This is a genomic window from Desulfuromusa ferrireducens, from assembly GCF_055389805.1.
Window position 1 is genome coordinate 3,784,274 of sequence record NZ_AP042415.1, and the last position, 20,812, is coordinate 3,805,085.

Annotated in this window: 15 protein-coding genes and 1 tRNA gene; 1 reads left to right on the forward strand and 15 read right to left on the reverse strand. The window is 47.7% G+C overall.

Features of this window, described 5'->3' with window-relative positions; genetic code table 11:
- Positions 1-41 precede the first annotated feature (41 nt).
- The 13 genes from ACZ5PT_RS16870 to ACZ5PT_RS16930 all read right to left on the reverse strand — a co-directional run bounded on the left by ACZ5PT_RS16870 (position 42) and on the right by ACZ5PT_RS16930 (position 17,709).
- The gene (locus ACZ5PT_RS16870) at positions 42-1,169 is read right to left on the reverse strand and encodes a glycosyltransferase (RefSeq protein WP_464264188.1); all 1,128 of its coding nucleotides are present in this window, start codon (positions 1,167-1,169) and stop codon (positions 42-44) included.
- A complete protein-coding gene (locus tag ACZ5PT_RS16875) occupies positions 1,166-2,356 on the reverse strand; it encodes a glycosyltransferase family 2 protein (RefSeq protein ID WP_464264189.1) in 1,191 nt (396 codons plus the stop codon). The genes ACZ5PT_RS16870 and ACZ5PT_RS16875 overlap by 4 nt, the downstream gene beginning before the upstream one ends.
- Positions 2,357-2,810: 454 nt before the next feature.
- On the reverse strand, positions 2,811-3,752 hold the full coding sequence (locus ACZ5PT_RS16880; RefSeq protein ID WP_464264190.1) for an XrtA system polysaccharide deacetylase: 942 nt from the start codon (positions 3,750-3,752) through the stop codon (positions 2,811-2,813).
- 431 nt (positions 3,753-4,183) lie between these two features.
- Positions 4,184-4,567: a GxxExxY protein gene (locus tag ACZ5PT_RS16885; protein ID WP_464264191.1), complete on the reverse strand. Its 384-nt coding sequence runs from the start codon at positions 4,565-4,567 to the stop codon at positions 4,184-4,186.
- Between the two features lie 471 nt (positions 4,568-5,038).
- Positions 5,039-6,355: a nucleotide sugar dehydrogenase gene (locus tag ACZ5PT_RS16890; protein ID WP_464264192.1), complete on the reverse strand. Its 1,317-nt coding sequence runs from the start codon at positions 6,353-6,355 to the stop codon at positions 5,039-5,041.
- A 548-nt stretch (positions 6,356-6,903) separates the two neighbouring features.
- Positions 6,904-8,058, reverse strand: a complete 1,155-nt coding sequence (locus tag ACZ5PT_RS16895) for an XrtA/PEP-CTERM system-associated ATPase (protein ID WP_464264193.1) — start codon at positions 8,056-8,058, stop codon at positions 6,904-6,906.
- A gap of 3 nt (positions 8,059-8,061) precedes the next feature.
- Positions 8,062-9,306: a TIGR03016 family PEP-CTERM system-associated outer membrane protein gene (locus tag ACZ5PT_RS16900; protein WP_464264194.1), complete on the reverse strand. Its 1,245-nt coding sequence runs from the start codon at positions 9,304-9,306 to the stop codon at positions 8,062-8,064.
- 286 nt (positions 9,307-9,592) lie between these two features.
- A complete protein-coding gene (locus ACZ5PT_RS16905) occupies positions 9,593-10,426 on the reverse strand; it encodes an XrtA-associated tyrosine autokinase (RefSeq protein WP_464264195.1) in 834 nt (277 codons plus the stop codon).
- Positions 10,427-10,440: 14 nt separating this feature from the next.
- Positions 10,441-11,955 (reverse strand): XrtA system polysaccharide chain length determinant, encoded by a 1,515-nt coding sequence (locus tag ACZ5PT_RS16910; protein ID WP_464264196.1) that lies wholly within the window; start codon positions 11,953-11,955, stop codon positions 10,441-10,443.
- 13 nt (positions 11,956-11,968) lie between these two features.
- A complete protein-coding gene (locus tag ACZ5PT_RS16915; protein WP_464264197.1) occupies positions 11,969-12,757 on the reverse strand; it encodes an XrtA/PEP-CTERM system exopolysaccharide export protein in 789 nt (262 codons plus the stop codon).
- A 2-nt stretch (positions 12,758-12,759) separates the two neighbouring features.
- Positions 12,760-14,121 carry a TIGR03013 family XrtA/PEP-CTERM system glycosyltransferase gene (locus ACZ5PT_RS16920; protein ID WP_464264198.1) on the reverse strand — a complete coding sequence of 454 codons (1,362 nt, stop codon included), beginning with the start codon at positions 14,119-14,121 and terminating at the stop codon, positions 12,760-12,762.
- A gap of 12 nt (positions 14,122-14,133) precedes the next feature.
- A complete protein-coding gene (prsT, locus tag ACZ5PT_RS16925) occupies positions 14,134-16,770 on the reverse strand; it encodes an XrtA/PEP-CTERM system TPR-repeat protein PrsT (RefSeq protein ID WP_464264199.1) in 2,637 nt (878 codons plus the stop codon).
- 213 nt (positions 16,771-16,983) lie between these two features.
- A complete protein-coding gene (locus ACZ5PT_RS16930; protein ID WP_464264200.1) occupies positions 16,984-17,709 on the reverse strand; it encodes a PEP-CTERM sorting domain-containing protein in 726 nt (241 codons plus the stop codon).
- Between the two features lie 283 nt (positions 17,710-17,992).
- On the opposite strand from ACZ5PT_RS16930, the gene ACZ5PT_RS16935 reads away from it, so the two are divergent.
- Positions 17,993-18,664 carry a transposase gene (locus tag ACZ5PT_RS16935; RefSeq protein ID WP_464264201.1) on the forward strand — a complete coding sequence of 224 codons (672 nt, stop codon included), beginning with the start codon at positions 17,993-17,995 and terminating at the stop codon, positions 18,662-18,664.
- Positions 18,665-19,180: 516 nt separating this feature from the next.
- On the opposite strand, the gene ACZ5PT_RS16940 is transcribed toward ACZ5PT_RS16935, so the two are convergent.
- Positions 19,181-19,267: transfer RNA gene (locus ACZ5PT_RS16940), tRNA-Leu, on the reverse strand.
- A 61-nt stretch (positions 19,268-19,328) separates the two neighbouring features.
- Positions 19,329-20,765 (reverse strand): Rqc2 family fibronectin-binding protein, encoded by a 1,437-nt coding sequence (locus ACZ5PT_RS16945; protein WP_464264202.1) that lies wholly within the window; start codon positions 20,763-20,765, stop codon positions 19,329-19,331.
- Between the last annotated feature and the right edge of the window lie 47 nt (positions 20,766-20,812).

Consider the following 20,812-nt stretch of genomic DNA (forward strand, 5'->3'; position numbering starts at 1 on the left):
GACTGTATATTTAAGGCATTGAACCTCAGCCTTGTTTCTGGTCACCTGCCTCCACCGACGCTTGCCTTATACAATTCGGTATATTTGTGTGTCTGCGCCTCAAAACCAAAATGCTCTGCAATGTAAGAATACCCGGCATGACCCATCTGCTGGCGCAGCCCGGGGCTATCCACAAGTTTTTCTACAGACTGTACCATGGCGCGGATGTTATCAGGGGTGGTGAGAAATCCAGAGATGCCATCCTGCACAACTTCAGGGGTCCCGCCGACGGCAGTAGCGACGACCGGTTTTTTGCTGGCAAAGGCTTCAAGCACAACGTTGGGCAATCCTTCAGTGAAGGAGGGAAGCATAAAGATATCAATCTGAGGTATCAGGGTTGGCAAATCACGGCGAAAACCAGGGAGCAGAAACTTACCACCAAGCCCTTCTGTGGCAATCTGCTGCTCCAATTTGGAGCGCAGAAAACCTTCCCCGAAAATTATAAAAACCACCTTGTCATTAGCCTGAATAATTTTCTTTGAAACGGTTATCATGGTGGCATAGTTTTTCTCCGGAGAAAGACGACCGGCAGAGGCAACCAAAATACTCTGTTCAGAGAGTCCGAGCTGTTTCCGAAGTGATACAGCATTGACCAAAGGCGTTTGCGTCAGGTTAATAGCATTGCGGATAACACACAGATTGCGTGATGAAATACCATGCGCGACAATTTTTTTTTCCTGACCGGTTGATACCGCTACAATTTGTTGACTGAACCGTAGGAATACTCGATCAAGCTTTTCGTAAAAACGAATTCTGCGGTTTTCGGCTGTCCACCCTCGCGATACTGCAACCAGCGGTATAAGACGCAACCAACTGGCCAACCGCCCGACAACATTAGCCTTGTAGCCATGCGCACAAAGCAACTCAACTTTGTGTAAGGACAGAATGTCTGACAAATTTTTTATCAAACGCGGATCAAAAGGGTTGCCAACTGGTATTTCGGCAACTGTCACGCCTTTCTCACGGGCCATATCCACCAGTTCGTTGCGGACACCTCGTTCTACAAATGAGATCAAAATAAAACGGAAGTGCTCTGCGTCTAACTGCAGCGCATGCGATAAAATCTGCCTTTCCGGACCCCCATAGAAATTGGTAGCAATCAAATGGGCAACGACGATTGGTGACTTCATTGACGGCTTGTCCTGACCCACTGATTTTTTCGGAAACCCATCAGACCCAAAATCGATACCATACAGAGCCAGGCCATATAAAAGGGAGAAACGAGTAATCGGTACATATTCTGTAGGGTGATCCCCTGCAGCACAATCCCGATACCGATATAGAGCAACTGCGCCAGCATCAGAAGAGAGGCCCACCAAGCCAACACCGGCATGTGAGCAAACCATGCCAACAGAAGTAAAACTAAAGTGACTACCAGAAGTAGCGGCTTGCTACCAACCAGCAAACTTATACCCAGATCTGCCTGGTTTGCTTTTTTCCCGCTGACACCCTTAGCAATAAGGTCAATGGCACGCCCTTTCGTTAGACTGGAATTACCCGATGCCCAGCGCACCCGCTGAGCAAAAGCCTGATCCAGCGTTTCGGGCTGCCGAGCATAAACACCTGTTTCCGTGGCAAAACAAATGTGAACACCTTGATCCACTAGTTTTATGCCGTACTCTGTATCCTCAACAATAGAAAAAGCATCCCAGGGGTATTGTTCAACAATCTGCCTGGTGAAACACATGCCGTTACCCCGCAGCATGATGGGCAATCCGAAGATCTGCTTGCTCTCCCAGAACAGCTTGTTTTCGATGAGGCTGCCAACCTGAAACAGATAGGTCAAAATACTTGCATCGGGATTGGAAAGTCCATAGTAAGCCTGAACCACCTGTTCCCCCCGTTGCAGACGGGTATCCATGCGGGAAAGAAAATCATTGGACACAACGCTATCAGCATCAATGACAATAAATGCGTCGTAATTATCCGACAACAGTTTTGTAAACGCCAGGCGAAGGGCGTACCCCTTACCACGCAGATCCGGATCTGTCCGCTCCAGGCACTTGGCCCCTGCAGAAAGAGCTTTAGCTGCGGTGCTATCGCTGCAATTATCAGCAATAACGACTACATCAAGCAGCTCTTTTGGGTAATTGACCGCCAGCAGATTATTAACGGTTGTGGTAATGCCAGCTTCTTCGTTATGAGCTGGAACAATGAAAGCGAAGCGAGTCAGTGGTTGGGCTGTTTCTTGGTTTGAACGGTTGCTATTAACAAAATAGGCAACTGCAAAAAACCAGAGATACAGAATCAAAGGCGTAAGGGCGGCAACTCCACCTAAAACGAAAAAAGAAGCTATAGTCTGCATGACTTCAATCACAATGCTAACCTCACAAAAAAAATAAAGTAGACTTATACTTTACGCATCAACTGACTTTGACCTAAGTAGGCTGGCTGGACTCTTGAAAGTTTTCTTCACACTGTTTCCGATCCACCTTACTACTGGAATTCTTGGTCAGAACACTGACCTGCCGAATAACCTGTGGAACCTTTTTTATTCTGCTGTTTCTGCCGACATATGACAAGTACATCCTCCTTTTCAGATTCAGCTCAATCGGAACCAGTGCGGCAGCAAGCATATTGCCCAACAATGAATCAGGAATACTGACAACGGCATCCCCTACCACCAATCCTGTTACCAGGAAACATCTTCAACTTCCTCCATACGCTACACTCAATTAAGAAGCCAAGAACGCGAAGAAATAATATAATCAGCTTTTCCTTTTTACCAGAACCTAAACTCTCAGTTTTACTTTTTGTAAAACCATATATTTTCAATAGCCGGTGTCTTTCTGAAAAGTTCCGTGACTAATTGAATCAGCCCCTAGAAGAGCGTTGGATTTAACATCAACTGACGGCGAAATCGGCTTAAAATAAAAATCATCCAATAATCGCCGAAACCGCTTTTCCGTTTTACGCAGATTCAGATAATGTCGAAACTTGCTTTTTGCACAAGCACCCGCCATCCGGGGCTGCTCAGGATCAAACTCCCAGGGATGCAGATAAAACACAAAGGGCTGCTGCTCGTTCTGGTTGATGCGGGTTAACCCCCAACGGGTTAAAGCATAGGGCAAAAGACGAAAATAGCCGCCACCCGCGATCGGCAGGTTTTTTTGCACCAATCGCAGGGTGGTAATCGGAAATTCCCGGATGGCCTTCTCAGTCGAGTTGTGGGACTGCTGAGCAACCCAACACTCGCCCTGTTTCACGGCATAACCGCTGAACCTTGGCCAATCGGGAATCCCGTAAAAATCATGCTGCATCGGGAAAATACTGGAATCGTATTGATAGCCCGCGTCAACCAGTTCATCAAACGCCCAGTCGGTCTGGCGGGTGATGGAATAACTCGGTGCCCGGTAACCTTTGACTTCGACCCCAGTTTGCTCCTCAAGGATCGCCTTACTGCGACGAATATCGTCGCGGTACGTTTCTCTATCCTGCAGCGCCACCCGCTGATGCAGATAACCATGACTGGCAACCTCGTGCCCCTGTGCGGCGATCCGTCTGGTCAGTTGTGGAAAGCGCTCCGCAACCCAACCGAGCACGAAAAAGGTCGCCTTGACATCGTGCTCAGCGAGAATCGACAACACCTTATCGGTATTACGTTCCACCCGGCTTTCCCGACCCGCCCAAGTCGATGGCGGGGAGAGCTTCTCGAACGCAGAGACGTGGTAATAATCTTCTACGTCAATTGTGAGGTAATTGGTGATGGGCACGTCGTATTACTTCCTTCCCGCTGTTAGGGGAGAGAGATGGTCATATAAACCTTTTTGCCGCAGATAGACGCTGATGACCGCAGATAAAACAAATCTCCAAACTGCCTAACAATCAAACGACTGTCTATGACTTAAAATCGGCCTCGCACCCGTTCGCTGCGCTCACTCAAGCCACGGAGTCACAGAGTAAAACCTCTATTCTTTTGCTCTTTAACCTTCTCACTGTGTCTTCGTGCCTCTATGCGAGACTGCCTATGACTTAAAATCGGTCTTGCACACGTTCGCTGCGCTCACTCAAGCCACGGAGTCACAGAGTAAAAAATCTATTCTTTTGCTTTTATCCTTCTCACTGTGTCTTCGTGCCTCTGTGCGAGACTGTCTATGATTTATAACCGGTCTCGCCCCCATTCAGTTCTCTCACAAATCAGAACTCAATCGATATACCCATTCAACAATCGAGAAATGCCATCAACCATTCTTTCTTCACCGAAATTCAATAGATAACCAAGCTTCAACCCCGTCAGCTTCAAATATGTCAAAACCTGTTTTTTGTGTGCTCTTGAAAGTGAATCAACAGATTTAAGCTCCAGAACAACCTTATCCTCTATGACAATATCTGCTCGAAACCCTTCATCAAAACGGATACCTTTGTAGTTTAACGGAATCGGCACCTGTCGACGTACCTTAAGTCCTCTCGATTCTAGTTCATAAGCAAGTAGAACTTCATATACGCTTTCCAAAAGGCCTGGACCAGTCTCTTTATGCAGCTGAATTGCACTGTCGACGACAGCAGTGCCGATTTCATTTTCCGTCATCGCCCCCCCCTACTCGATAACTTTTATTCTGTTTCTAGTCTTTCTCCGTACATCACTATGAAGATGCTCAAGTCATAAAACCAGCCTCGCACTCGTTCGTTACACTCGCTCAAGCCACAGAGTCACAGAGTCTAACCTCTGTTCTTTTGTTTTTAGCCTTCCCACTGTGTCTTCGTGCCTCTGTGCGAGACTGTCTATGACTTAAAACCGTCTTCGCACCCGTTCGCTGCGCTCACTCAAGCCACAAAGTCACGGAGAAAACCAATAATCCGTTTTTAAGTCTTTCTCTGTGCCTCCGTGCCTCTGTGCGAGACTGTCTATGACTTAAAATCGGCCTCGCACCCGTTCGCTGCGCTCACTCAAGCCACAAAGTCACGGAGAAAACCTATAATCTGTTTTTAAGTATTTCTCTGTGTCTTCGTGACTCTGTGCGATGATGCTTTTTGTTTCTCTCTAATCAGCGTTCAACTATTACAAAGACCAATAAGCCAACCCAACCTCTTCGACCTCAACACGTTTCAGCAGACATTTAACATCCACCACCACCCCATTGCCGTTACCATTGGAACAGAATTCGACCAAGCGTGCGGGATTGATCTCCTTAAAGGCAGCATGACTAACGGCATAGATAACCGCATCCACCTTGCCGACAGCATCCAGATCGGTGAGCTGCAAACCATATTCGTGGGCGGTTTCTTCCGGGTTGGCGAGTGGGTCGTGAATCAGCACCTCAATGCCGTAATCTTTCAGTTCCGAAACGATATCGACCACCTTGGTGTTACGAATATCGGGGACGTCCTCTTTAAAGGTCAGACCCAGAATCAATACCCTGGAATCCTTGACCACCTTACCGGCGCGTATCATCTGCTTGACGGTATTTTCGGCAACATACTTACCCATACCGTCGTTGATGCGTCGTCCAGCGAGGATCACCTGCGGCAGGTAGCCGATCTGCTCGGCCTTGTGGGTCAGGTAGTAGGGATCGACACCGATGCAGTGCCCACCGACCAAACCAGGGGTAAACTTGAGGAAATTCCACTTGGTGCCGGCGGCAGCGAGGACATCCATGGTCGGAATATCCAGCTTATTGAAGATAAGCGCCAATTCGTTGATCAGGGCAATATTCAGGTCGCGCTGGGTGTTCTCGATAACCTTGGCCGCTTCGGCAACCTTGATGCTCGAAGCACGGTGCACCCCGGCGGTCACCACCAGCTCGTAGACCTTGGCCACCGTTTCCAGGGTTTCATCATCCTGACCGGAGACCACCTTGATGATCTTATCGACGGTATGCACCTTATCACCCGGGTTGATCCGCTCCGGCGAATAACCAACCTTGAAATCACGGCCGCACTGCAGACCGGACTCCCGCTCCAAAATCGGTACGCAGATATCTTCGGTAACACCGGGATAGACGGTCGATTCATAAACGACGATGGCACCCTTTTTCAGGTTCTGACCGATGGTTTGTGAAGCTTTCTCCATTGGCGTCAGATCGGGGTTATTATTTTCGTCAATCGGCGTCGGCACGGTAACGATGATAAAGTCCGCTGATTTGAGCTCAGCAGGATCTGTGGTGTAGGCTATATTGGTGTTGGCAAGATCTTCGGCGGTCAGCTCGCCGGTGGCATCGTAGCCTGCTTTGAGTTGCTTAACCTTTTCGGCATGGATTTCAAAACCGATAACATCAACCTTTCGGCCGAAGGCCGCGGCCAGAGGTAGTCCAACGTAACCCAAGCCAACAACGGCGATGCGTGCTTGTTTATTGATGATTTGTTCTATCGTAACCAAGATTTAATCTCCTGTTGTGTAATTTAAATACTAAATACGTATAGTCTTTTTGCCGCAGATTTACGCGGATAATCGCTGACAATTCAAGTTCCAGTCAAAATCTTCTTCTTTTGACAGGATCAACACGGATAAAGATCTGATGTTTAACCCAAAGCAAAGAACCTAGCTTTTTGTTTTAATCCTGTAAATCCTGTAAATCCTGTAAATCCTGTAAATCCTGTAAATCCTGTCAATCCTGTAAATCCTGTCAATGCCTATTCTTCTGACAGGATCAACGCGGATAAAATCTGATGTTTAACCCAAAACAAAGAACCTAGCTTTTTGTTTTAATCCGAATTTAATCCTGTAAATCCTGTCAAAGCCTATCCTTCTAACGTAATAAAAGTAAATAAGGTCTGATGTTTAACCCCAAAAACAAAGATCCTGTCTTAATGTTTTAAATCCGATTCTATCCTGTTAATCCTGTCAAAGATTGTAGGTCTTAAGTCCTTATCAGCGTCAATCTGCGTTCATCTGCGGCTAAGAATTATGCTTTTGCAAATATAAACCTAAAAGCGACCATCTTTAGATGGAGAATCAAGCAGCAGGGTTTCCTGATGTTCCGATCGTTTCCCATCAACCAGAATCATCTGCCGTAAGCGATCAATTTGCGAAGAGATTTTTTTCAGCTGCTCTTCAAATTGATTGAATTGGCCCTGCTGTTGATTGATCAAATACTCGAGAATACTTCCCTGGCTGGAGAGCCGTTCGAGAATCGCTTCTTTTTCGGAACGACTTGCATTTAGCTTGGCGTAATTCTCTTCGATCAGCGCCAGACGATCATCCAGGGACGCGGAGACCATCCCGCTGGGCGAAGACACACGATCAGAGTCAGCGGTATTGACCGGAACCTGCACCTCTTCAAAAGACAGTTCGTTGACCGCGTCTTTGACCAGTTCGATATCAATATCACGGGTTTCTTCGACAAATGCGGAAAGCAGTAGGAAATCGCAAATGAGATTAATCAGACGTGGGATTCCGCCGCTGAAGCGGAATATCATGTCGAAAACACCCTCTTTAAAAGAGACACAGTCACGACTGCCGACCGTCGCCAATCGGTGGAAGATGTACTCCTCGGTTTCTTCACGATTGAGAGGGTTGAGGTGGCAACTGATGCTGATCCGCTGGCGCAACTGGCGCAAGGAAGGCTTGGCGATAATCTGTTTCAATTCCGGTTGGCCGACCAAAATGATCTGCACCAGCTTAAAGCTATCGGACTCAAGGTTGGAAAGCATACGGATTTCTTCAAGGGCATCGGCGGAAAGATTCTGTGCTTCGTCGATGATGATAATCGGCTGACGACCGCAGCTGCACTCTTCAAGCAGGAAATCGTTCAGTTCGCGCAGCAGAATAACTTTTTCTTTGCCTGCGACGTCCAGGCCGAAATCATCGTTAATCATGCCGATCAACTGATGGGCATCAACGCGGGTATTGAAGATCATGGACAGCGTAGTGTCAGAACTTATTTTATTGATAATATCGCGGACAAGGGTCGTCTTGCCGGAACCAACCTCACCGGTCAGCAGGGTAAAACCAGCGTGTTCTTGCACCCCATACTGAAGATAGCTAAGGGCTTTACGATGCCCTTTACTCAAATAGAGAAATTTGGGGTTTGGTAACAACTCAAAAGGTTTGGCACTTAAACCGAAAAATTCTGTATACATAGATTAAAACCGAACCGCTGCGCTAAGAGTAACAACATTGTTCGTATAGTCATTGTCAGAGATATCAGATTCATTGAGACGATATTTATAGCCGAGCGAAGCATCAAAACGACGATAATTGTAACCGAGGGAACACCCTAAAGAGTAGCGATCAGCATCTTCATCTGGCGCCGAAACGGAATCAAAGCTAACTTTCTCGTATTCTGCATCAAAGGAGGTACTGAACGCCTTGGTCAAAGGGATAGTGATATCAAAGCGTGAACCGAACGATTGATCCTCACGCGAGGTCAAAACATAATCGGACTGGTCGTAATAAAGCTCAGCAGATGCCATCAGCTGACTTTTCGCATAAGCTATGCCTAAAACTGCTGAACGAGATTTTGTTAAACCATCTGTCGCCGAAGTTGAAAAACTCTGATTAATATTGGCATTCAGCGCCAAAGCCTCGGAGAGCTTATAATCAACACCCAGCAACCAATTGGTATCCTCAGAATCACCACCATCATCGTACTCAACTGTAGAAAAACCTGCCCCTGCAGTAACGTTCAAACGTGGACCAACCTGATGCTTAAGATTAAGGGTATAATCCTGCTGATCAAAATCAGCATCGGTATCAGACTGATGAGCCTTGTAGGAGTAGTCAATAGAAACAGTTGTGTTGGATGACAGTTCTTTAACCAGCGAAAAGGTTCCGCCATGCTCTTCTGAATCGTTTCCGGCAGCTTCAACATAGTCGGTACGACCATAGGTATATCCGAAGACCAGCGAAAAAGAAGGTGTCAGCTCTAATCGATACTCTGGAGCTGCAACAAATTTGTAAACCGTTGACTTGTTAACCAGCTCATTATATTCAGCACTATTGTCACTCTCATCGAGGGTTTCACGAGAGATTGTCTCGCTCAACGAGAGGGTAAAGGGACGACCATTAAAAAAAAGTGCGGTCGCATTCGCCCGTTGAATATCGTCAAACTCATCCGAATTGCTGCTGCTGTTCTCCTGATAGCTTTTATAACTTAAAGAATAATCGACTGTTAACTCTACGGAACGTGCAGAATAGGTCAGAGCTATTCCGGGCGCGATAGTGGTGATCCAATCTTCTTGCTCATTGCTGTTGTTAAGAAACAGATTGTCCGTGTACTCTTCGGTCAAGGATAGGCGCGGATGTATTTCAAACTGAGCGATCGCTGAGCTGACAGACAGCAAACAGACTCCAAAAGCGAGAATTAAACGAGCGATATTTTTTTTCATTTTTTATTCCCCTGCATTCAATTCATATTAAATCAGTAAACTGGTTATCCACTTGACTCAACCTTGAATGATTTAACGTCAAAGCATGGTTGAAAAATATTATTCACTGAAAGCACTGACTGTTCCTCTCGGAACAGTCAGTGCATTTCCAACCTAACAGCTGCCGGGCGACCCATGGGTCGCCCCTACAAAAACAAAAAAAGTTCCTCGTAGGGGCGAGGTATACCTCGCCCGCATGGCATAAGGAGAAACTGAACCGTTGAACTAAGGTGATGTAACCATATAATCAATAATAATAATAATTCTGTTTATTCATAAAACTACGCGCATCATTGTAAACCACGCCGAGCAGATGATGTGCCTTAAACTGTGCAAGTGTTTTTTCGACATCCTCCCGATTGGCCCGACCTTCCCTGACGACAAAAAGGGTCGAATCGACCACACCGGCTAGAATTCCGGCATCGGCAAAAGGAAGAGCTGGCGGGGTATCAAAAATAACATAGCGCTCCGGATAACGGTTCTTGAGCTCGCTAATGATCTCTTTCATCCGCCGCGAGGAGAGCAGATCAACCGGATCCTTAATCGCCTCTCCCGCCGGCAGGACCACAAGTTTCCCCAGCCCGGTTTTTATAAGAGCTTTCTCAAGCGGTAGATTGTCGCGCAGACAATGAACCAAACCATACTCCGGCTCAATTCCCAGATATTTATGCACCGAAGGACGACGTAAATCGGTATCAACCAGCAACACCGTATGGTCATGTTCTTTTGCCAGCGAGATGGCCAGGTTCAGGGCCGCCATCGATTTCCCTTCCTCACTGACGGTGCTGGTCACCAGCAGGGTGTTCCTCATTGTATCCCCTGTGGTTAAAGCAATAATGGCTGAACGGAGCTTATTGAATTCCTCAACAACGGAGGTCTTATCATCCCTGACCGTTGCCAGCATTAAGTTGTCTATCTTCATCGGCACAACATCGAGCAGCGCCGACAATTTCTTCTTAACCGAAACGGACTCTTCGCGTTGTGCAGACAACTCACGATCGACGTCGCGAAGCGGTGCCGTTATTGTTTCTTCACTGCGCTGGGCAGCAATCTTCTTCAGCGCATCTTCAATTCGACTCATATAAACGTCCCAACTTAACGACTCAGCAGCAAATCATACGCAAACACACCAACCAGGCAGAGCGTATAGAGGCTGGAAACACTGACCAACAAAAAATCATGCCGCCGCCTGCGCTTAATTTCCTTGGGATCAGCAATATTCGGCACAACAGCCAGCAAGTCAACTCCGAGTTCCTTGATAAAGGATGCATCGCGGACCCGACCATCCAGATTTTCGAGCAAGAACACCATCCCAAACCCGCAACCAAAGCCGCCGGCTATCGCCAGCAGCAACATTTTCAACATGTTTGGAGAAACCGGGACTTGAGGCAAGATTGCCGGATCGACGATACGAAAGGTCGCCGCCTTGTCGCTAATCTCCATCTGTTTAGAGACCTCTGATTGCCCCATCCGCGCGAGAAGATCCTGATATATTTTCCGATAGGAATCACGCTCCTGGATCAGGATTCCCAGTTCTTTCTTATTGGTCGGCACTTCGCGCAGTTCCTGCTGACGTTTGGCGACCAGTTTTTCCAGACTGTTCTTTTTCGCCTGCAGGGAGCTAACTTCGGCATCAACCTCAAATAACTTCTCCTGCACATCCTGATAGAGCGGATTGGACGAGGTCGTTGTTTCTGTTTCCGTCCCCGTTGGCTGTTCATTGGTCTCAGTAAGCCGCTCATGGAAACCATTAATTTCAGCTTTTAAACGGACGATACCGGGATAGTTATCGGTATAGCGCAACCGCAATGTCTCCAGCTGCTTCTCCATCGCCGCAAGTTGCGTCCCTTCTGCAGAACCGCTGACAATACTATCAACGGTCCGATCAAGCGAGCCAAGCTGCTCCTTCAGACGATCTTTTTTTGCCTGCAGGGTGCCGATAGATAAATCGAGGCCTTCAATCTCAGTCAAAAAGCCCTTGATGGACTGCAGGTTTTCCTTTTCGTCAACGGAAAAAAAGATGCCTTGTTTTTTGCGAAAATCAATAATTCCATCTTCTGCCGCTTCCAGTTTAATCTTGAAGATATCGATCTGTTCCTGCAAAAAACGGTTTGCACCGTAGGTTTCTTCGCGTTTCGAAGAGACATTATCCTCAACATAAATACCGACCAAGGTGTTAACGAATTTTTGCGCAAAAACAGGACTACTATCAGTCAAGGACACAATAAACAATCCCTCTTTATCCTTGATCCTAAGATTGATTCTCTGTTTCAGTTCAGCGATAAAAAGCTGCTGCTCTTGTTCCGGTTTTGTAAAAATATCAGAATCTATCTCTTCCAGTGTTTTCGTCAGAAGATCTCGGCTGAGTAAGGCATACTTAAGGACACGTACTCGATCTTCAATATCAGGAGATATTGCGATGCCCTTAACCAAGCTATCAATGACGTTCTTCTCAATGAATACCGTCGTATCAACTTGATATTTTTGGGGCAGGGTGAAGCTATAAACAGTCACACCCGTGGCGACTAATAGAGAAATAACTACAAACAAGTATTTGTGACGATATACTGCCTGAAGGTAGCGAAATACTTCGGTAAAGTTCTGTGCCATTATTACTGAATCCTTAAAAGATACTCTCTTCTACGACAACATAATCACCAGGTCTGAGCAGAACATTATCGCTCAAGTCCTTGCCACGCCTGACTTTTTCGAGATTAAGACGCTTCTTCTGTTGATCCTTGTTGATAAGATAAACCGAGCTATCTTTGGCAAACTCGTTAAAACCTCCCGCCGCAAGGATTGCATCGAGAACCTTCATCCCCTCGAAATACTGTAATTTCTGCGGGGCGGTCACGGCGCCGAGCACATAGACCAGATTAAGTACGTTGCTCGGCATAAAAATGATGTCTTCGGCCTGAAGTAAAATATCCTGCGAAAGATCTCCCTTGTAGTACAGAGCGAAAAAATCGGTCGAGAGATTTTCTCCTTTGCGGGACAAATAGGCCTGGCGCAGATCAACGGCAGACAGATCGCCCAACTCACTCATCAATTTCAGCAACGTGGTTTCTTTGCTCATATCAAAGACGCGCGAAATGCCGCCGCCAGAGATATAGACCCGGTTATTATTTACCTGCTCCACCGAGACAGTAACAATCGGCTGTTTTACATACAGCAGCATCGCTTCTGAAATCTGCTTACTCAAGTCTACCGGGGTGACCCGGTCAGCCAGGACATCGCCCACTGCTGGCAGGGTTATCTTGCCATCGGGACGAACCACCACTGAGCGGCTCATCTCCGGAACCCCCCAGACAGCAACTTCAAGAACATCCCCCTTGCCGATCAGGTAATCCTGAGCAGCGACAGGGAGGGTGAAAAAAAGATTAAACAGCATGAAGAACAACAAAAACTTCATTTCTATCTCCCACCAAATCCAGAGGTAACGACCTTAACAGTATCTAATATAATTTTAAAATCAAGGAAAATTGAGTAATTCTTAATATAGAACAGGTCGTAACGTAATTTCTCCAGCGCATCTTCATCCGATGCACCATAAGGATAACGGACCTGAGCCCACCCGGTGACACCCGGCTTGATGAAATGCCGGGTCGAGTAATATGGGATGGTCTCTTTCAAACGATCGACAAAAGCCAACCGCTCCGGACGTGGACCGATAAAACTCATATCCCCTTTCAGCACATTGAATAGTTGCGGGATCTCATCAATCCGCGTTTTACGTAAAAACTGTCCCACCTTAGTCACCCGTGGGTCTTCCTTCTGCGCCCACACGGCCCCGGTGGCACCTTCTGCGTCCTGCCGCATGGAGCGAAACTTAAAGACAAAATACTCGATCTCTCGCTCACCAACCCGCAGCTGTTTGTAAATAATCGGCCCAGGCGAATCCAATTTTATTACCAAAGCAATTATCGGCAAAAAAGGACCAGCCAGCAACAATCCAAAGGAGGAAAATAGCAGATCAAAGATGCGCTTGTAGCTACGCATAAAGTCGGTCATCCGAAAGCCTTGCGTATAGATAAACGCACTGGGCTGAATATCCTCAACCAACAGGCAGCCTGTTTGTTGCTCGTAAAAGGTCGGTGCGTCAAAAACCTCTACCCCGCGCAACTTACTATGCATAATATCTTTGAGCGGCAGTGCACCGCGTCGTTCGGTGAGGGCAACAATGATTTTGTGCGGGCGGTAATCAAACAGCAGGTCTCTTAAATCTTTTATATCACCGACGATTCTACCTGGCTCAACAGCCACAGTTTCATGGTTACACGACACAAAACAAACATAACTATGCGGGTTAAAATCGTCGGGGATGATTTGGCTGATTTTGTTGGCCAACTCGCCGACCCCGACAATTAAGATCCGGTTGGCAAACCTTGAGGCCCGAGCAAATTTACGTTGCAGTAAACGCAAACCGATCTGCATTGAAGCGAAGAGGAGCAGGGCAATCAGTAATATCCCACGTCCGGATTGGGTGACCGGCAACAGGTAAAAGAGCGCCGATAAAACAAAAAAGGACAGATGGACAGAAAAAAACGTCGTTTGGAAAATGAATTTACGGCTGACGAATTTCCTGAATTCATAAAGTTCTAACAGGTAGGATGAAAATATCGTTACCAGTAAATAGCAGGACGCGCGCGCAAGGCCAACCGAGGTCAGCATTTGTGTGACATCAAACTGCGGAAAACGGATGACACACGCCAGCAGCAAGCTGCTGTAAGCAAACAGCAGGTCGGCAAGAATAAGATAAAATTTTGGTCTAATCATCGACTGAGCTACCTACAACGTCTTCAATATTTTTTCAGCCTGTGCCACTTCCTGTTGGTCCCCGGAAGCAACCACCTGCTTTAACAGCTCCCTGGCTTCGTTCTTTTTGCCGAGCTCTTTTTGGGCCATCGCCAGATGAAGCTTGATTGCTGCGGTTTCCGGAAGCAGCTCTGCAGCCTTTGCGAGCAGATTAACGGCATCTGCAGGGCGGTTATTGTTCAGCAGAACGTAACCAAGGGTATCCATGATGCGCGGGTCTGCGGGCTTCAAACGGTAGGCAGCCATCGCATGTTCGAGGGCTTCTTTGGCCTGACCAAAGTTATCGACCAGTAAGTAGGCGGCATTATTGAGCGCGGCAACATTTTTCGGATCATACTTGATGGCATTGCGATAGAGATCAAGAGCCTGCCCTTTATCGCCGGCGCGTTCTTTGAGAAAGCCCAAAGCGGTCGACGCCGGTGCAAAGCGCGGCGCCTTTCCAAGAATCCGCTGGTAGAGACTCTCGGCCTGAATTGAGCTACCTGATGCCTCATAGGCTGCTGCTAACTGCATTTGTAATCGTAGAGGATTTTTAACCGCTGTGATCCCCTTTTGTAAAACCTGTAAAGCAGCGTCGCCTTGTTTTTGGACCATCAGCAACCCGGCCGAAAGAAGATAGGGATATTCCTTCTGCGGTTCAGCTTTTAGTGCCTCGGCAATCAACTTTTCGGCCTTTTCTACTTGTTTTGTCTGCAGATACAACGGAACCAGCAAACGGCTGGCACGTTCGGCGTCGATCCCGGAGAGCTGGATATAGGTCGTTTCGGCCTCGGCAACCTGCCCTGCCTGGCGCTGCAAGCCGCCTTTAATTTCCAGCAAACCAACAGATACGGGAAAGTTCACCAGGCCACGTTCGACAATGGCTAGAGCCTCTTTAGGTTGCTTGAGCTTAAGCCGATAAACGGCCGAGGCGGTAAAGCCATCCTCAGTCCCAATTGCTTCCAGTTGCTTATAGGTCTCGGCGACCTTGGCATCTTGGCCCTGCACACCATAGACGGCGGCCATACCCAAAAGTGCCTTGATATTCTTACCATCCCGAGCAATGACCGCTTGATATTCGGCAATCGCCTTTTCGTACTCTGATTCCGAGGCAAAATAGGAGGCGAGATTGAAGTAAGGTGTCAAATAGCCTGGATCAGCCTCTTTCGCCTGATTAAGGGCAGCAACCGCCTGCACTGTATCTTTCTGCGAGAAATAAGCCGCAGCTAAATAGTTATTCAACAAGGCATCCGTCGCAGAACCGTCCATACCTTCTTTGAGTTTATCAATCGCCGCAGAATAATTTTTCTGTCGCAGGTAATGGGTCACCAGCATCAAACGACTGTTTAAAACCTCAGGAGCGGCATCTACAGCCTTGACAAGATCGGCCTCGCCTTGCGCGCCATCACCTTTGGCCAGATGGAATATGCCCCGCTTCAGGTGGGCGTCGGCCAAGGTCGGATCAAGTTCGGTCGCCCTTTCAAGTTCTGCCATCCCTTTATCATAATCACCTTGAGCCAGGTAGGCGCTACCAAGGATGTTTCTGGCATAGGCGTTTTCCGGGTTGGCGCGCAAAACCTTTTGAATTTCGATGATCGCATCATCGATCCGCTTCTGCTTCAAAAGTGTCATCGACACCAGAATCCGGGCGCGCTCGAAGTTTGGATTGATATCGAGGGTCTTTTGGAATTGATTAAGCGCAAGTTCCAACTTATCCAGGCTGTAATAGCTCAAGCCAAGAAACAGATAAGCCAACGGATGTTGTTGAGCTTTCAGTGAGATGTCGAAGGCGACAATTGCTTCTTCATATTTACCCTGGCGATAAAGCAGCAAACCATTCAAGCGTGTCCCTTCAGGACGGTCCTTAAATGTCGACAGAATTTTATCGATGGTTTTTTTCGACTCGTCCAGCTGCCCCTTTTCCATCTGCAGCAGGCCGATCATATACAGCGCCTGCAGTGCCTTTGGCTCAACGTCAATCAAAGACTGATAAACCTTAAGCGCCGCTTCCTGATCCCCGGAGCGGGTTTCAAGGTTCGCCAACAGGTAATAAGCCTGGGTGAATTTCTTGTCCAGTTCGATGGTTTCTTTGAGCAGCTCCCTGGCCCGTTCAATATTCTTGCGCTGCAGATAAACCTTGGCCAGATTGAAACGCGGCTGCGTTGCAGTCGGCTCCAGCTGCAGGGCTTTTTTGAATAGATTTTCCGCAGACCCAAGATCACCAGAAGCACCGTGTGCTTTACCATAGAGGGTCAAAGACTCAGAGGTTTCGGCGTTGGATGAATGGAAATTATCGAGCTCGAGCAGCGCCGCTTCCGGTTTATTCTGCTGGAGATAAACGGTGGCCAGTTTCAGCAGAATATTGCTGTCTGAAGGATTCTGATGCAGGACTTTTCGAAATTCATTTTCGGCCTTAGCAAAACTCCCGGTAGATAAGTAAGCCTCTGCCAGCGCAGTCCGGACCTCAAGAAAGTTCGCATCCTTTTCCAAGGCACTTCTATAGAGGACGATCGCCCCCCGAAAGTTTCCCTGATCTCGAAGGGTGTTCCCCTCCTGCAGCATTTCTTCTTTCGACTGACCACTACAAGCGAACAAAAACAGACAGATGAATAGAATCAGAAAACGTTGCATAGGTCCCCACCATTTATTTTTAGAGCTAATTTCGAGAAGACAGAAACCAAGACAAAAGGTTTCCAATATTGATCAATGTAATCAGAAAAGTGATTATTGACGATAAGCGGTGAGATTGCAAGCGGTAGAGCAGAGTTAAAGTCGTTGACAAACAGAAAGAGGGTGATGCTTTCGCACCACCCTCTTTCTGTTTAGCTATTTACGAATTCCAGATTAAGACTTGCGACGCTTCAGGTAAGCGAGGCCGATCAGACCGGAACCGAGGAGCAGCAGGGTGCCTGGCTCTGGAACAGCAGACATATCCTCAACCATGAAAACAACATCTTGGAAATCGAGAAAACTACCATCAGACTCCATCGCGACCAACCAATCATCGCCGCCCACCATAGTGCCTGAAGTGATTCCACTTGCCGCATATGCTGAGGTATCCCAATCCAGGCCGTCTGCCAAAGAATATGTTGCAGCGAAGTTCACGTTATTATTTTTACTATCTTCGGTGTAACGCTTATCATTGGTACCATATACTGAATAAAAACCAAAGGCACCTGACCAACCACCGGCATCCACTTCAGTCTGTCCGAAGTAAAGACTACCATTAAAGAAGGAGAAGCTTTGGCCGTTTGAAGTCGAAAGATCAAACAGATCCTTTTCCTTCCCAGAAGAAAGATCATAAACGCCAACGACAGCACTAACCGGATAGTTCGGAAACTGACTTATAACTCGAAAGGCTGAAGAATCATTTTCTGATTGAGTCCAACCACCGACACCCGTTTGATCATTCTGTACATCAATTTCACCTGCACCATAAACGGTATTCACAACAGTTTGCAGATCATAAGACGAACCTAGATCTATCGTAGTGGGACCATTACCAATTGGGTTGGCATATGCACTATTAGCAACAAAAAGAAGAATTACTAAAAAAATCATTTTTTTCATTTTTGACTCCCTCATCAAAAGTAGGTTAAAAGTTAAAAACTAAGATCAAAATCAAACTCAACTAATTGTCAGTACAAACTGCGTGCCAACATAAATACAGGTTTATTTCTAGATAGTTACAATGGATAAAAAAAAACAATAACGCTCCTGTAAAGTTTACCGTCAAGGGACTTACCCACCCCCCCAGCAGAATTAGAAGCGTTAATTCCATTAGGAAAAAACTAGGGACACTCCCCCTATTCTTTCCTTGCGCAAGGTCCACTTCATCCCATATCATCCACCCATGCCAAGAATCGCACGCATAATCGCTACCGACTACCCTCACCACGTCACACAGAGGGGCAATAACCGTGCTCCAGTCTTCTTCGACGATGAAGACCGGCAGACCTACCTGAAACTACTTTCAGGCTATGCACTAAAATATTCACTGCAGATATGGGCGTACTGCCTGATGGATAACCACATCCACCTGTTGGTCGTCCCGCAGAACGAGGACTCCCTGGCTCGCGGTATCGGCCTTACGAATCAGGTCTACACCCAATACCTCAATCGCAAAAGAAACCAATCCGGGCGCATTTGGCAGAATCGCTTCTTTTCCTGCGTCGTCGAAAGCGATCAGTATTTATGGGCGGTGGCCCGCTACATTGAACTAAACCCGATAAAGGTCGGCCTGACGAACAAAGCGGAGGAGTATCTCTGGTCGAGCGCCGCGGCCCATCTTGCCGGTGCAGCCGACCAACTGTTATCAGGGGATACGTGGCTTGATCCGCTCGAGCGTGAAGCCTATGGGGCTTTCCTGCGCGAATGTGACGAAGAATCGAACAATGCGATCCGCAAAGCGACCAGAACCGGGCGTCCCTTCGGATCGGAAGTGTTTATCGACAATCTGGAGGTGCAGCTGAATCAGTCACTGCGGCCGAAAAAACCGGGGCGGCCACGGAACACCCCAAACTAAAAACGAACTAGAACCCTAGCGTAAAAATGCCCGACCACTCTCGTGACCGGGCATAACTATTAATTTATGGGGCTGTTCTAGGCTTTTGCGGTGCGAACCGCCACAGTTTCATGGCTCGTAAACATCCTGGGACAGCCCCCGATGGTGCTGGGGACAGTCCCGAGTTTACTAAAGCGAGCTTATTTGGTTGTTGGAAAACCTGGCCTTCCACGGAAAATGTGGGGAGTATCCTGAATGGCTCTAGTTTAATGGGATAGATGGCAGCAAATCCGGGACTGTCCCCGTATGGGGCTGTCCCAGGCTTTTGCGGTGCGAACCGCCACAGTTGCATGGCTCGTAAACATCCTGGGACAGCCCCCGATGGTGCTGGGGACAGTCCCGAGTTTACTAAAGCGAGCTTATTTGTTTGTTGGGTAAATGAGGGATATGGGGAGACTCGCCCACTGCGCTTCGAGTCTCCCTAAAACCATAAACAAAAAAACCCGTCACCTTTCGGTAACGGGTATTTTTTTTATTTGGTGCCGAAGGGGAGACTCGAACTCCCACGTTCATACGAACACATGTCCCTGAAACATGCGTGTCTACCAATTCCACCACTTCGGCTCAAGCGAGGCTGTTTATAACAAATGGATTTTTTGATTGCAACAAAAAATCGGCTGCTTTTTCAAAAAACGTCTGGATTATCGCTATAGGGCTTAACCATAAGGGTTTTATATTGTTGTACTGTCACCATTCCCGGCTTGGCGCCGGGGGGCTTTTTTACCTCCTTGGCTGCCACGACCATCACTTCGACCTTTTGCTCTTCTTTGGCCTTGGAATGTGCCGCAGCGATTGATGCCGCGCAAACGATGTCTGCCTCCTCGAACGGACCTTTCCCGCTATCACTCTTTAAAACAACATGCGAACCGGGACAGCGATGGGCATGAAACCACAGATCACCCTTTTTCAATTCCCTGGTCGAGAGGGCATCATTCTGCCGGCTATTGGTGCCCCAAAGGATCCGAAAGCCGCCTGGGCTGTGTGTTTCGTGAAAGTCGGCTTTCTTAACAGACATCGTTCGTGGCAATTTACTGACTGCTTCTTTCAGCACACCGGCCCTCTTTAACTCATCCGCCACCAGGGCAATATCTGCCGGCTGCTGCGCTGATTTAAGTTGATAGTCAAGTTGCGCCAGCCACTCCAGTTCCCGGTCTGTTTCTGCTTTACGGCGGACACTATGCTCCACTCCCCGCCGAGCCTTTTTATATTTCTGAAAATACTTTTCGGCATTCTGTTGCGGGCTAAGCAAGGTATTGAGCGGAACGGACACTTCATCCGGAGGCTGCAGATAATAATTAACCAGCGAAACTTCCGCCATCCCCCTTTTAAGGAGATGCATATTGGCCAGCAGCAGGTCACCCAACTGCCGATAATGCTCAAAATCTTGCTGCCGGCTCGCTTCCTGCTCAATATTTTTAAGCCTGCGCGCCATCCTTTTCTGTTCTTTGTCGAGAATCTTTACCAGCCGCGATCTTAAATCGGTCGTACTTCCGGAGCTCCGACCATCACTGTAAAGTTTTTCGACAAACATACTGAAACCTTCAGGACCAGGAACATTTTCATCGACGGTTGGACGATTCTGCGTGGCTGGTGACCTCTTAACGGGATACGAATAGGTCTGCCCGGCCGACAGGCAACGCTCTAAGTCATCAGCCTGACGCTTCAAGGAATCGATGATCAAGCCATCGCTATTGACCAGAATCAGGTTGCTGCTCTTTCCGGTCAGTTCGACTACCAGTTGGCACTCCCCTTTGGGACCGAGACAGTCGAGCACCACAATGCGATCATCATTGGCCAACTGGACTTTGGCAATCCGGGAAACCCGCGATCTGAGCAACTGACAGAAGCGCGGCGGCGTAAAGGGATTGGGAAACGACTTTTCAGTGAGATGAATACGACTTTCTCGCGGCGCGGCAGAGATCAATAAACTCAGATTCTGCCGTCCGGTCCAAAGGCGCAAGATAAACAAGTCGGCAGCGGGCTGATGGATCTTCGCCACCCTGGCACCAGCTATCCTCTCGGCAAGTTCAGTAACGACGCTGCGTAGTAAACCTATGTGCATCGACTCAATTCCAACATGTATAGTGTAATCGCCATCATTTTATTACC